11 protein-coding genes and 1 riboswitch are annotated in these 12,893 nt (G+C 66.6%); of the genes, 7 read left to right on the plus strand and 4 right to left on the minus strand.

Going from position 1 to position 12,893, the window contains the following annotated elements; genetic code table 11:
• Nucleotides 1-90 precede the first annotated feature (90 nt).
• From AZSI13_RS05220 to aspA, 3 genes are all read right to left on the minus strand, one after another.
• Entirely contained in the window at nt 91-441 is a 351-nt protein-coding gene (locus tag AZSI13_RS05220) for a GlpM family protein (protein WP_109040122.1), read from the minus strand.
• Nucleotides 442-471: 30 nt separating this feature from the next.
• Complete coding sequence (locus AZSI13_RS05225; protein ID WP_109040123.1) at nt 472-1,782, minus strand: dicarboxylate/amino acid:cation symporter; 1,311 nt, start codon at nt 1,780-1,782, stop codon at nt 472-474.
• Nucleotides 1,783-1,865: 83 nt separating this feature from the next.
• Nucleotides 1,866-3,284 carry an aspartate ammonia-lyase gene (gene aspA, locus AZSI13_RS05230; RefSeq protein WP_109040124.1) on the minus strand — a complete coding sequence of 473 codons (1,419 nt, stop codon included), beginning with the start codon at nt 3,282-3,284 and terminating at the stop codon, nt 1,866-1,868.
• 428 nt (nt 3,285-3,712) lie between these two features.
• Between aspA and AZSI13_RS05235 the strand changes: the two genes are divergently transcribed.
• From AZSI13_RS05235 to AZSI13_RS05245, 3 genes are all read left to right on the plus strand, one after another.
• Nucleotides 3,713-4,894, plus strand: coding sequence for an MFS transporter (locus AZSI13_RS05235; RefSeq protein WP_109040174.1), 1,182 nt, complete (start codon nt 3,713-3,715; stop codon nt 4,892-4,894).
• Nucleotides 4,895-4,941: 47 nt separating this feature from the next.
• Nucleotides 4,942-5,439, plus strand: coding sequence for a single-stranded DNA-binding protein (gene ssb / locus AZSI13_RS05240; protein WP_109040125.1), 498 nt, complete (start codon nt 4,942-4,944; stop codon nt 5,437-5,439).
• A 105-nt stretch (nt 5,440-5,544) separates the two neighbouring features.
• Complete coding sequence (locus AZSI13_RS05245; RefSeq protein WP_109040126.1) at nt 5,545-6,129, plus strand: flavin reductase family protein; 585 nt, start codon at nt 5,545-5,547, stop codon at nt 6,127-6,129.
• Nucleotides 6,130-6,263: 134 nt separating this feature from the next.
• Here the strand turns inward: AZSI13_RS05245 and AZSI13_RS05250 are convergent, their stop codons facing one another.
• Nucleotides 6,264-7,304 (minus strand): alpha/beta hydrolase, encoded by a 1,041-nt coding sequence (locus tag AZSI13_RS05250; RefSeq protein ID WP_109040127.1) that lies wholly within the window; start codon nt 7,302-7,304, stop codon nt 6,264-6,266.
• A 325-nt stretch (nt 7,305-7,629) separates the two neighbouring features.
• On the opposite strand from AZSI13_RS05250, the gene pyk reads away from it, so the two are divergent.
• From pyk to AZSI13_RS05270, 4 genes are all read left to right on the plus strand, one after another.
• Nucleotides 7,630-9,075 carry a pyruvate kinase gene (gene pyk / locus AZSI13_RS05255; RefSeq protein ID WP_109040128.1) on the plus strand — a complete coding sequence of 482 codons (1,446 nt, stop codon included), beginning with the start codon at nt 7,630-7,632 and terminating at the stop codon, nt 9,073-9,075.
• Between the two features lie 52 nt (nt 9,076-9,127).
• Nucleotides 9,128-9,322, plus strand: a riboswitch (cobalamin riboswitch).
• Nucleotides 9,323-9,367: 45 nt separating this feature from the next.
• On the plus strand, nt 9,368-10,144 hold the full coding sequence (bluB, locus tag AZSI13_RS05260; protein WP_109040129.1) for a 5,6-dimethylbenzimidazole synthase: 777 nt from the start codon (nt 9,368-9,370) through the stop codon (nt 10,142-10,144).
• Between the two features lie 249 nt (nt 10,145-10,393).
• Complete coding sequence (fba, locus tag AZSI13_RS05265) at nt 10,394-11,458, plus strand: class II fructose-bisphosphate aldolase (protein WP_109040130.1); 1,065 nt, start codon at nt 10,394-10,396, stop codon at nt 11,456-11,458.
• Between the two features lie 73 nt (nt 11,459-11,531).
• Nucleotides 11,532-12,833 (plus strand): DUF3422 family protein, encoded by a 1,302-nt coding sequence (locus tag AZSI13_RS05270; protein WP_109040131.1) that lies wholly within the window; start codon nt 11,532-11,534, stop codon nt 12,831-12,833.
• Nucleotides 12,834-12,893 lie beyond the last annotated feature (60 nt).

Here is a 12,893-nt window from a genome sequence, read left to right on the forward strand (position 1 = left end):
AAAAAGTGCCCGGCATTGTATGCCGGGCCAAAGCGGAGGGATAAGACAACGGTGGGGCGGGCAGCCCGTGACGGCAGCTGCCTGCCCGGTTCAGTGAGCGGCTGGAAACAGCCGGGTCCAGGCCAGGAGCAGCACGCCGGCAGCGCCCAGCCAGGCCACCGTGGCACTGGCCAGGGTGACGGTGAGACTGCAGCGCAGGCTCAGCCAATAGACCATCAACAGGTAAATGCCGTAGGGCGCCAGGGACCACAGCCCGAAGAGGGCCGTGGTGCGCAGCTCCGCCATGCCCCGCTCGCCGCCGACAATGGCATGGGCGATCAGGGCGAAGGTGGGAAAGAGCGGCACCAGGCCGGCGATGAAGAAGCTCTTGCTACGAGACAGCAGGGCAATGAGCAGGACGGCCAAGGCCCCCAGCAGGCTCTTGAGGAACAGGGCGAACATGGGGGCGCCGGCCGTCTTGCTGGCGTTGGCTCAGGCCGCGGCCTTGGCCACCAGGGGCTCGTCTTCCGGCACCGGCAGGGATTCCTCGGCCTCGGCCAGCTCCTCGCTCACCGGGTCGATGGCGCCTTCCCACTTGGCCACCACGGCAGTGGCGATGGAATTGCCCAGCACGTTGGTGACGGTGCGGCCCATGTCGAGGAAGTGGTCGATGCCCAGCACCAGCAGCAGGCCGGCTTCCGGCAGGTTGAACATGGGCAGCACGGCGGCCACCACCACCAGGGAGGCCCGGGGCACGCCGGCGATCCCCTTGGAGGAGACCATCAGCACCAGCAGCATGGTGATCTGGGCGGTCAGGCTCATGGGGATGTCGTAGGCCTGGGCGATGAACAGGGCCAGGAAGGTGGTGTACATCATGGAGCCGTCCAGGTTGAAGGAATAACCCAGGGGCAGGACGAAGCCGGTGACGCGGGTCTTGATGCCGAACTTCTCCAGCTGCTCCATCAGCTTGGGGTACACGGACTCGCTGGAAGCGGTGGAGAAGCCCACCAGCAGCGGGCCGCGCACCAGCTTGATGAGGCGGAAGACATCCTTGCCGAGCACGATGAAGCCGGCCAGGATCAGGAGGGCCCACAGGGCGGCCAGGGCGATGTAGAAGCTGCCCATGAACTTGCCGAAAACCAGCAACATGCCCAGGCCGTTGGTGGTGATGGCACCGGCGACGGCGCCGAAGACGCCGAAGGGGGCGAAGCGCATGACGTAGTCGGTGACCTTCAGCATGACGTGCACCACTTCGTCCATGGTATTCACCAGGGAGCGGGCGGTCTGGTTGTGCAGGTGGCCCAGGGCCAGGCCGAAGAACAGGGCGAAGACCAGAATCTGCAGCACTTCATTGCCGGCCATGGCTTCCATGATGCTCTTGGGGAAGACGTGGGTGATGAAGTCCTTCAGGTTGAGGGCCCCAGTCTTCAGGTTGAGGCCGGCGGCGGACTCGGGCAGGGGCACGCTCAAGGCGTGGCCGGGCTGCAGCACATTGGCGAAGAGCAGGCCGATGAGCAGGGAACAGAAAGAGGCGCAGATGAACCAGCCCAGGGCGCGGCCGCCGACGCGGCCCACGGCCTTGGCGTCGCCCATGTTGGCCAGGCCCGCCACCAGGGTGGCGAAGATGAGGGGGGCGATGATCATCTTGATCAGGCGCAGGAAGATGTCGGTGAGGATGCTGAAGTAACCGGCGATTTCCTTGGCGGTGGCGGCATCCGGGGCCAGGGCGTGGCAGGCATAGCCGACGCCGACCCCGGCCAGCATGGCCAGGACGATCCAGGTGGTGAGCTTGTTCATTTTCATGGTGAGGCTCCGTTGCCGCGGGGGCGGCGGTCAAAGAGTGAAAAGCAGGTAAAAGCGGAAGGCAGTCGGTGGCCGGTGCGGGCTCAGGCGGCCTTGTGGGGCAGGGCCCGGGGCTGGGTCAGCACCTCGGGGCGCAGTACGTCGTCCAGCTCGGCCCGGCTCATGAGGCCCCGGGCCAGCACGATCTCGGCCACGCCCTTGCCCGATTCCAGGGCTTCGGCAGCCACCGAGGTGGCGGCGGCGTAGCCGATGTAGGGGTTGAGGGCGGTGACGATGCCGATGGAGTTCTCCACCCGGGCCCGCAGGGCATCCCGGTTGGCGGTGATGCCGTCCACGCAGCGGTCGGCCAGGGTCAGGCAGCCCTGGCGCAGGTGGGTGACGCTCTTGAACAGGCTGTGGGCGATGATGGGCTCGAAGGCGTTGAGCTGGAGCTGGCCCGCCTCGGCGGCGAAGGTGACAGTTTGGTCGTTGCCGATGACCTCAAAGGCGATCTGGTTCACCACCTCCGGGATCACCGGATTGACCTTGCCCGGCATGATGGAGGAGCCGGCCTGGCGCGGCGGCAGGTTGATCTCGCCGAAGCCGGCGCGGGGGCCGGAGGAGAGCAGGCGCAGGTCGTTGCAGGTCTTGGAGAGCTTCACCGCCACCCGCTTCAGCACGCCGGAGAGCTGCACGAAGGAGCCGCAGTCCTGGGTCGCTTCCACCAGGTTGGGAGCGGTGATGACCGGCACGCCGCTGGTTTCGGCCAGCAGGCGGCAGACCAGGGGCGCGTAGTCCGGGTGGGCGTTGATGCCGGTGCCGATGGCGGTGGCCCCCAGGTTGATTTCCCGGATCAGCAGGGCGGCTTCCTTCAGCCGTTCCTCGTCCTCGCCCAGCATCACGGCGTAAGTGGAGAATTCCTGGCCCAGGGTCATGGGCACTGCGTCCTGCAGCTGGGTGCGGCCCATCTTCAGCACGTCCTTGAATTCCTCGGCCTTGCGCTCGAAGGTGCGGCGCAGATAGGCCAGGGCGTCCACCAGGCGGAAGATGCCGACGTAGGTGGCCAGCTTCAGCGCCGACGGATAGACGTCGTTGGTGGACTGGCTCATGTTCACGTGCTGGTTGGGGTGCAGGTACTGGTACTCGCCCTTGGCGTGGCCCATCAGTTCCAGGGCCCGGTTGGCGATGACCTCGTTGGCGTTCATGTTGGTGGAGGTGCCGGCACCGCCCTGGATGACGTCCACCACGAACTGCTCGTGCAGCTTGCCGGCGATTACCTCCTGGCAGGCGGCGACGATGGCTTCGGCCAGGGGGGCTTCCAGCAGGTCCAGCTGCTGGTTGGCCCGGGCGGCGGCCAGCTTGATCTGGGCCAGGGCCCGGATCAGGTCCGGGTAGATGGAGATGGGGGTGCCGGTGATGGGGAAGTTCTCCACCGCCCGCAGGGTATGGACGCCGTAGTAGGCCTCGGCCGGGACCTTGCGGTCGCCCAGCAGGTCGTGCTCGACGCGATGGGGGGTATTCATGGTGTCTCCTCTGTCTGTCTTGGTTTGGCCGCTCGCCGGCGGCCCTGGCCTATCAGCACGGGTCGTGCCAGTCGTAAGACAGAGGTGGATAGTGGTAGTGCCTTGTTTTTAAAGGAGGTGGCGACCTGTCTTGCAGCGTGTTGTTCGGAAATCCGTACTGGCGCTGGTGATAGCGTTCGGAAAGCCGAACGATTGCTCCGGGGCGATGGGCTGGAGCGGGGTGGTGGGCGTGGCCGGGCGTGAGTCGTGCGGGGCCGCGGCGGGCGTGGCATTGCTCCGGGCCGGCCCCGGGGCGGGGTGGTGAAAGCTGTGGCTGACAGCAAGGGGGCGGGCAAACCTGCTAAGATTCGCCCCTGCCTTTCCCGCCTGTTTTGCCATTCCCCGTGTCTGCTCAGCCCTTGCCCGATACCGGCGCCGCCGGTGATGCCATGACGCCAGAGGAGCGCCGCGCCGGCGCCAGCCTGGCCTCCATCTTCGCCCTGCGTATGCTGGGCCTTTTCCTCATCCTGCCTGTCTTCGCCGTCCACGCCCATACGCTGCCCAGCGGTGGCAACACGGCCCTGGTCGGGTTGGCCATTGGCGCCTATGGCCTGACCCAGGCTCTCTTCCAGATTCCCTACGGCATCGCCTCGGACCGCTTCGGGCGCAAGCCGGTGATCGTCTTTGGTCTGCTGCTCTTCGCCCTGGGCAGCTTCATCGCCGCCGTGGCCGACAATCTGCCCCTGATCATTGCCGGCCGGGTGTTGCAGGGGGCCGGTGCCATTTCTGCCGCCGTCACCGCCCTGGCCGCCGATCTGACCCGGGAGCAGCACCGCACCAAGGTGATGGCCATGATTGGCTCCTCCATCGGCCTGGTCTTCGCCCTTTCCCTGGTGGCTGCGCCCCTGCTCTATGCTGCCATCGGTATGGCCGGCATTTTCGGGCTGACCGGCGTGCTGGCCCTGCTGGCCATCGTTGCTCTCTATAAGGTGGTGCCTCCGGCGCCGAAACTGCTGGTGGATGGCGGGCGCACCCGCTTCGCCCAGGTGCTTTTCCACCCCCAGCTGTTGCGCCTCAACTTCGGCGTGTTCGCCCTGCACCTGACACAGACCGCCATGTGGGTGCTGGTGCCGGCCGCCCTGGTGCAGACCGGCGGCCTGCCCGTGGCCGAGCACTGGAAGGTCTATCTGCCTGCCGTGCTGGTGTCCTTCGCCTTCATGGTGCCGGCGGTGATTGCCGCCGAGAAGCGGGGCCGCATGAAACCGGTGTTCCTCGGTGCCATCGTCCTGCTGCTGCTGGTGCAGGCCGGCTTCGGTCTCTTTGGTCAGGGCCTGTGGCCCTTGGCCCTGCTGCTGACCGCCTTCTTCGTCGCCTTCAACATTCTCGAAGCCACCCAGCCCTCCCTCATTTCCCGCATTGCGCCGCCGGAAGCCAAGGGGGCGGCCCTGGGGATTTATAATACGACCCAGTCCCTCGGCCTGTTCCTTGGCGGCGTCATCGGCGGTATGCTGGCGCAGCGCCTCGGGGTCGATGCTGTCTGGATAACCACCGGGGGCCTCTGCCTCGCCTGGCTGCTGCTGGGCCTGGGCATGACGCCACCGCCGGCCCGCGCTGCGCAGCGCCCGGCCTGAGCCTGAATTCCGCATTCCACACCTTTAACCATTGGGGATAAATCAAGATGGCCGCAGTCAATAAAGTGATTCTTTTGGGCAACCTGGGGGCCGATCCGGAGACCCGCTACATGCCCAACGGCGACGCCGTGGCCACCGTGCGCCTGGCCACCACCGAGTCCTGGAAGGACCGCAATTCCGGCGAAAAGCGCGAGTCCACGGAATGGCACCGGGTGGTGTTCTTCCGCAAGCTGGCGGAAATCGTCGGCCAGTACCTGAAGAAGGGGTCCTCCGTCTATATCGAAGGCCGCATCCGCACCCGCAAGTGGCAGGACAAGGACGGCCAGGAACGCTACACCACCGAAATCGAAGCCACCGAAATGCAGATGCTCGGCGGCCGTAGCGGCCAGGGTGGCCAGGGTGGTTCCGGCGGCGGCGCTTCCTATGGTGGCGGCGGTGACGACTTCGGCGGCGGCGATTTCTCCCCCCGCTCCGCCCCTGCGGCGGCTGCCCCGAAGAAGAAGGCCCCCTCCTTCGACGACATGGATGACGACATCCCCTTCTGAGCCTGATCCGGTCTTCCGGGCACGCCCAGACGAAAGCCCGCTGCTCCCCGGAGCCGCGGGTTTTTCTTTTTTGCAGCCACCAACCCCGTCCAGCAAGGAATCACCATGCATGACAACTTCGCCCCGGTGGCGTTGAAAAACGCCTACCGCCTGATCAACCACGGCCCCACCGTGCTGGTGTCGGCCCGCCATGGCGGCGTCGATAACGTGATGGCCGCCGCCTGGGCTTGCGCCCTGGATTTTGCGCCGCCGAAGCTGACGGTGGTCCTCGACAAGAGTGCCCGGACCCGGGCCCTGGTGGAGCAAAGCGGCCGCTTCGTCATCCAGGTGCCCACTGCGGCCCAGTTGCAGCTGACCCATGGGGTCGGCACCCACAGCCTGGCCGAGATGCCGGACAAGCTGGCTCGCTGCGGTGTCACCCTGTTCGACATTCCCGGCCAGGATCTGCCCTTTGTTGCCGGGTGCGCCGCCTGGCTGGCCTGCCGGCTGGTGCCGGAGCCCCACAACCAGCTGGCCTACGACCTCTTCATCGGCGAGGTGGTGGGGGCCTGGGCCGATACCCGGGTGTTCCGCGACGGCCACTGGCAGTTCGAGCAGGCCGGCCCGGAGTGGCGCAGCCTGCACTACGTCGCTGGCGGGCATTTCTACGCCATTGGCGACCCCCTGACGGTGCCGGCAGCGGACGACTGATCGGGCTCCCGGACGCCCCGCGCTCCTGGCGGGCTGGGCGTGGGACTGCGCGGTGACACGCCTGGGGTCAAGACCCCTGCCGCCCGGCTCTGGCGGGTCGGGCGGCAGCTTGGTGCGGGATGACCTCGCGTTGCCTAGCGACGGCTTTTGAGGAAGCTGCGGACTTCGCGGAAGAGGCTGTCCCGCCCGGTTTCGGCGATGAGGAAGTGGCTGAGGCGGGGCAGTTCGCTGAGCTGGCGCACCGGGGCATTCTTCAGCTGGGCGAAGAGGTTCTGGGAAAGGCTGCGGGGCGTCAGCTCGTCCCATTCGCCGCGTACGATGAGGGTGGGGGCAGTGATGGCGCCGGCATCGTAGGGCGCCTGGGCGCGCCAGGAGACGTCATGCAGTACGCCGGTGGGAGAGCGGAATCGCTCCGGGGTCTGTCGGGCCGCCTCCGGCTGGCTTTCCCGCACCGCCTTTTCCCACAGGGCGACGGTTTCCGGTGGCAGGATCAGGCTGGTTTGGTCCGCCGGTACACCTTTCTGGATGCGGCTGCGGGAGTCCGCCAGATTCCACTCTTGCCAGGCCTTCTGGGGCGGGTTGGGGATCACCGGCGTGTCGAAGGCCCACAGGGGCGCCACCAGGACCAGGGCATCGACCGTCCGGGGCTGGGCCGCCGCGTAGCTGCCGGCAATCACGGCGCCCCAGGACCAGCCGATCAGTTGCAGGCGCTCCAGCTTGCGCTTGGCGCGGATGAAGTCGGCGGCGGCCGCAAAGTCGGCCACCGCCTCGGCCGTGGTGGCCACCGGCGGGTTGGCTTCCGCCGGCTGTTGCAGGGCCGCCGGCCAGGTGGAACGGCCGTAACCCCGCACGTCCACCAGCCATACGTCCCAGCCCTGTTCGGCCAGATCGTCGGCCCAGGAGCGGCCGCCGATAGGCAGGTCGAAGACCAGTTCGGAGGCCAGGGTGGCGCCGTGGACGTAGAGCACGGTGCGCTCCGGGGTGAATTTCTTCAGGCCGGCTGGGCGCTTGTTGCGCAGGAAAAGCTCGATGCCCGGAGCGGGGGAGGCAATGCGGAATTCCTCCACCACTACCCGGGGGCCGGCGAGGGCAGCGGGAGCGGCAAAGCCGAGGAGGCCGCCGAGGGAGAGCAGGGCGAGCAGGGGAAATAGCGGTAGAGTTTTGGCAAGGGACATGGCGGGTTCTCGTCGTGTGGGTGGGGAAGGGCAGGCGGCTGGGGGCCAAGAAGCCAAGAGGCCGGCCGGCAGATGGCTTGCCCGGTGCAGCCAGGCGCGGCCTGGAGCTTAGGCGGCCTGCCGGGTCACGGCCGGGGCCGACCACAACACCAGCCTAAGTAAGGCGGCGGCGAGAACGAATGCATATTTTTTCATAAGCTAATGCCGCCGCTGCGGCACCTCGGCCCGCCTCCCCGTGGCAGCGGGGCAGGGCGGAGGCGCCCGTCCCTGGCGGGCTGCGCTAGAATCCTGTCTATAAGTCCAACATCAACAACAGGAACCTGCCATGGCCCGCCACACCAAGATCGTCGCCACCCTCGGCCCCGCCTCCACCGACCCCGTCGTTCTCGAGCGCCTGATCCGCGCCGGCGTGGATGTGGTGCGCATGAACTTCTCCCACGGCACCGCCGAGGACCATATGGCCCGGGCCCGCACCGTGCGCGAGATTTCCGCCAAGGTGGGCCGTCCGGTGGGCATCCTGGGGGATTTGCAGGGGCCGAAGATTCGCGTCGGCAAGTTCGAGAACGGCAAGATCACCCTGGAGAAGGGCGACAAGTTCATCCTCGACGCCAACTGTGCCCTGGGCAACCAGGAGCGGGTGGGCCTGGACTACAAGGACCTGCCCAGGGACGTGGAAGCCGGCGCCGTGCTGTTGCTGGACGATGGCCGCATCGTGCTGGACGTGGAACGGGTGGTGGGCGCCGAAATTCACACCGTGGTGCGCCATGCCGGCGAACTCTCCAACAACAAAGGCATCAACCGCCAGGGCGGCGGCCTCTCCGCCCCGGCCCTGACCGCCAAGGACATGGACGACATCAAGACGGCGGCCCAGATCGGTGTCGATTACATTGCCGTCTCCTTCCCCAAGAGCGCCGCCGACATGTACATGGCGCGCCAGCTGATGCGGGCTGCCGGCAGCCGCGCCCTGACCATTGCCAAGATCGAGCGCACCGAGGCGGTGGCGGCCCTGGATGAAATCCTTGATGCCTCCGATGGCGTCATGGTGGCCCGGGGCGACCTGGCCGTGGAGGTGGGCGACGCCGCCGTGCCGGCCCTGCAAAAGAAGATGATTCGCCACGCCCGGGAGAAGAACAAGCTGGCCATCACCGCCACCCAGATGATGGAATCCATGATCCAGTCGCCGGTGCCGACCCGGGCCGAAGTCTCCGACGTGGCCAACGCCGTGCTGGACGGCACCGATGCGGTGATGCTCTCCGCCGAGACCGCCAGCGGTAAGTACCCGGTGGAAACCGTGGAATCCATGGCCCGGGTGTGCATCGAGGCCGAGCGCTCCGCCGAAGTGACCCTGGACCGGGAATTCCTCGACCGCGTGTTCACCCGCATCGACCAGTCCGTGGCCATGGCCGCCATCTGGACCGCCCACCACCTCAAGGTGAAGGCCATTGCCGCCCTGTCCCAGTCCGGTTCCACCGCCCTGTGGATGAGCCGCCTCAACTGCGGTGTGCCGGTCTATGCCCTGACCCCCGATGCAGAAGCCCAGACCAAGATGTCCCTCTACCGGGAAGTGACGCCCCTGCTGATGAGCCAGCAGCATTCCGACCGCGACGTACTGCTCTACGAAGCCGAGCAGCTGCTGATGGAAAAGGGCGCCGTGGAGAAGGGCGACCTGATCGTGCTGACCATTGGCGAGCCCATCGGCACCCCGGGGGGCACCAACACCCTGAAGATCGTCAAGGTGGGGGAGCATCCCGCTCCGCCGGCCAAGGATTGATTCGGGCCTTCTGCTAAAATCCGTGCGCCCCGCCTTTGAGCGGGGCGTTTGTTTTACCCAACTGTCTCCAGGTGCCCGCAAGGGAGAATCGGGAATGCGGTGCGGCAGGCCCAGCCTGCCTATTCCGCAACGTGCCCAACGCTGTGAGGGGGACTGCGACGGCAAAGGCCACTGATCTGCGGATCGGGAAGGCGCCGGCGCAGGAGGAACCCGAGTCAGAAGACCGGCCAGGAGACCCATCCACGGCGCGCACGGCCAGGCACGCCGCCACCGCTCTTCAGAAGGGGACTCCATGAAGAACGAGCAGCACCACGCCACTCCCAACGTCATCTCCCTCGCCGGCTACCAGAACGAACACGAGTTCTCCGCCGCCGCCCGGGATGCGCTCTACCACACCATCTTTTCCCGCCGCGACGTGCGCGGCCAGTTCCTCTCCGACCCGGTGCCGGAGGAAGTGCTGGCCCGGGTGCTGACGGCCGCCCACTTCGCGCCTTCCGTCGGCTACATGCAGCCCTGGAGCTTTCTCCTGGTGCGGCAGGCCGAGACCAAGGCGCGCATCCACGCCGCCTTCCAGGAGGCCAACCAGGAGGCCGCCGAGATGTTCGAGGGGCAGCACCAGGCCATCTACAAGGAACTGAAGCTGGAGGGCATCCGGGAAGCCCCCATCAACCTGCTCATCACCTGCGATCGGGACCGGGCCGGCCCGGTGGTCATCGGCCGTACCCACATCAAGGCCATGGACCTCTATTCCAGCGTCTGCGCCGTGCAGAACCTCTGGCTGGCGGCCCGGGCCGAGGGTCTGGGGGTGGGCTGGGTCTCCATCTTCCACCAGCAGGCCCTGCGCGACATCCTGGGCCTGCCGGCCCGCATCATTCCCGTGGCCTACCTGTGCCTGGGTTACGTCAGCCACTTCAAGGAAAAGCCCGAGCTGGAAAGCGCCGGCTGGCGCCCCCGTCTGCCCCTGGCTGACCTGGTATACGACGGCCAGTGGGAAAAGCCGGTGGAAGACAGCCTGCGGGCGGTGCTGGAAGAGCACCAGGCCAAGGCCCAGGAAAAACGCCGCTTCTAGGCGGGACAGGGCGGAGATGGCCGCCGGACGGGCCTTTCCAGGCCCTCTCCGGCGGCTTTTTTCCGGCTTTTTGCGGGGTTTTTCCCTTCCCGTTACCGGGGGCGGGGCAGGCCTGGGGCGGGAGACTCGCCCGGGGACCAAAGCCAAGCTAAAATCACGGTCTTTCCGAGCAGCCCGCCAGTGGCTGCCGATCGAGTCATCGACGCAAATCTATCGACGCAGCGCTGCGTCGCCCATTGGAGGAACACCATGCCCATCGTATCCATGCGCCAGCTCCTGGACCACGCCGCCGAGAACGGCTACGGTCTGCCCGCCTTCAACGTGAACAACATGGAACAGGTATGGGCCATCATGGAGGCCGCCAACGAGGTGAATGCCCCCGTGATCATGCAGGCCTCCGCCGGTGCCCGTAAGTACGCTGGCGAAGCCTTCCTGCGCCACCAGATCCTCGCTGCCCTGGAAGCCTATCCCCACATCCCCGTGGTGATGCACCAGGATCACGGCCAATCCCCCGCCGTCTGCATGGCCGCCATCAAGTCCGGCTTCTCCTCCGTGATGATGGACGGTTCCCTGCTGGAAGACGGCAAGAGCGTCGCCTCCTACGACTACAACGTGGCGGTGACCAAGGAAGTGGTGAAGTTTTCCCACGCCATCGGCGTTTCCGTCGAAGGCGAACTGGGCGTGCTGGGCTCCCTGGAAACCATGAAGGCCGACAAGGAAGACGGCCACGGCGCCGAAGGCCACATGACCCGGGAAGACCTGCTGACCGATCCGGACCAGGCCGCCGATTTCGTTGCCCAGACCAACTGCGACGCCCTGGCCATCGCCATCGGCACCAGCCACGGCGCCTACAAGTTCACCAAGAAGCCCACCGGCGACATCCTGGCCATCGACCGCATCAAGGAAATCCACGCCCGCATCCCCAACACCCACCTGGTGATGCACGGTTCCTCCTCCGTGCCCCAGGAACTGCTGGCCGAGATCCGCCAGTTCGGCGGCGACATGAAGGAAACCTACGGCGTGCCCGTGGAAGAAATCGTGAACGGCATCAAGCACGGCGTGCGCAAGGTGAATATCGACACCGACATCCGCCTGGCCATGACCGGCGCCGTGCGTCGCTATCTGTTCGAGAATCCCGCCAAGTTCGACCCCCGCGACTTCCTCAAGCCCGCCCGCGAAGCCGCCAAGAAGGTCTGTCTGGCCCGCTACCAGGCTTTCGGCTGCGAAGGCCAGGCCGGCAAGATTCAGCCCATCTCCCTGGAGAAGATGGCCGAGCGTTACAAGAAGGGCGACCTGAACCAGATCGTCAAGTAAGCCGGGGCAACCCCTTACCTCGTGACCGGCGCCGGTGCCTTTGCCCCGGCGCCCTCTTTTTTTGCAGACCACCATGACCCTGCCCCTTGCCGAGCACCCCCAGCGCCATCGTCTCAACGACGAGGTCCATGCCCGACCGCCCATGCTGCTGGAAGGCGGGGAATGGATCAGCTACCTGGCGGTGCTGCACGAAGGTGCCGAAGCCGCCGAGGAAGAAGCCCATCTGCACCGCCTGTGCGAAATCCTCGGGGCCAAGATGTGCCCCCTGGTGCAGGGCGACCATTGGGTGATGGAGGCCGGCCCCCTGCGCCTGAAGTGGGAACGGCACAACGAATTCTCCGGCTACACCTTCTATCTCCACCGCCAGCCGGAGGATGACCCGGAAACCTCCGCCATCGATGCCCTGCCGCCGGACTGGCTGGCGGGCATTCCCGGCTCGGTGATCGTCGCCACCCACGTGGAGTTCTGCCCGGCATCCGCCGTGGATCGGGATGAAAAACTGGCGGCCCTGACCCTCACCGGGGAAACCTGGGTGGCCACCCAGGTGGCCGACGGTGCCGCCTGGGTGATCTCCGATTTCCGCCTGCATCATGGCTGGTCCCGCTTCCTGGTCATCGACGACCACCTGCGCCATCGCCAGGCCGGCCGCACGGTGCAGCGCCTGCTGGAGATCGAGACCTACCGCATGATGGCCCTGCTGGCCTTCCCGGTGGCGAAGGAAGTGAGCAAGCGCCTCTCCCGGGTGGAGGCCGATCTGGCCAGCCTGATGGACGACATGACCGAGGCCCACACGCCGGAAGACGAGCGCCGGCTGCTCTCCACCTTGACCCAGCTGGCGGCCAAGGTGGAGCGCTCCGTGACCCGTACTGCCTTCCGCTTCGGTGCGGCCGAGGCCTACTACGCCCTGGTACAGCAGCGCATCGGGGAGCTGCGGGAACAGCGCCTCAACGGCTTCCCGCCCATTGCCGAATTCATGGAGCGGCGCCTGGCGCCCGCCGTCAATACCTGTTTGTCCGTGTCCCGCCGGCAGAACGAACTATCCACCCGCATTGCGCGCAAGAGCGCCCTGCTGCGCACCCGGGTGGATATCGAGCTGGAACGCCAGAACCAGGAATTGCTGGCCCAGATGAACCGCCGCGCCAGCCTGCAGCTGCGCCTGCAGGAAACGGTGGAGGGGCTTTCCGTGGTGGCCATCACCTATTACGCCTCCCAGCTGGTCAGCTACCTGGCCAAGGGTTTGTCCAAAACCCTGCTGCCCCAGCTCTCGCCGGAAATCGCCTCCGCCGTCTCCATTCCCCTCATCGCCGCCGTGGTGGCCTTCGGCATTCGCCGCATGCGCCGGGCCCTGGCTGCCGAGGAAGGCCATGGCGCTTAGGCGGGCGAAGCCCACCGCGCCTTTACCTTTATAATCCGCCTTTAGCTTTCATTTTTTCGG

Origin of the sequence: Azospira sp. I13 (assembly GCF_003112695.1) — a bacterium.
Taxonomy (GTDB): domain Bacteria; phylum Pseudomonadota; class Gammaproteobacteria; order Burkholderiales; family Rhodocyclaceae; genus Azospira.

Coding starts and splice junctions, on each gene's coding strand:
- pyk (WP_109040128.1), top strand. CDS start 7,630: ATGGCCCGCCACACCAAGATCGTCGCCACCCTCGGCCCCGCCTCCACC.
- aspA (WP_109040124.1), bottom strand. CDS start 3,284: ATGAATACCCCCCATCGCGTCGAGCACGACCTGCTGGGCGACCGCAAG.
- fba (WP_109040130.1), top strand. CDS start 10,394: ATGCCCATCGTATCCATGCGCCAGCTCCTGGACCACGCCGCCGAGAAC.
- ssb (WP_109040125.1), top strand. CDS start 4,942: ATGGCCGCAGTCAATAAAGTGATTCTTTTGGGCAACCTGGGGGCCGAT.
- AZSI13_RS05220 (WP_109040122.1), bottom strand. CDS start 441: ATGTTCGCCCTGTTCCTCAAGAGCCTGCTGGGGGCCTTGGCCGTCCTG.
- AZSI13_RS05235 (WP_109040174.1), top strand. CDS start 3,713: ATGACGCCAGAGGAGCGCCGCGCCGGCGCCAGCCTGGCCTCCATCTTC.
- AZSI13_RS05270 (WP_109040131.1), top strand. CDS start 11,532: ATGACCCTGCCCCTTGCCGAGCACCCCCAGCGCCATCGTCTCAACGAC.
- bluB (WP_109040129.1), top strand. CDS start 9,368: ATGAAGAACGAGCAGCACCACGCCACTCCCAACGTCATCTCCCTCGCC.
- AZSI13_RS05225 (WP_109040123.1), bottom strand. CDS start 1,782: ATGAAAATGAACAAGCTCACCACCTGGATCGTCCTGGCCATGCTGGCC.
- AZSI13_RS05250 (WP_109040127.1), bottom strand. CDS start 7,304: ATGTCCCTTGCCAAAACTCTACCGCTATTTCCCCTGCTCGCCCTGCTC.
- AZSI13_RS05245 (WP_109040126.1), top strand. CDS start 5,545: ATGCATGACAACTTCGCCCCGGTGGCGTTGAAAAACGCCTACCGCCTG.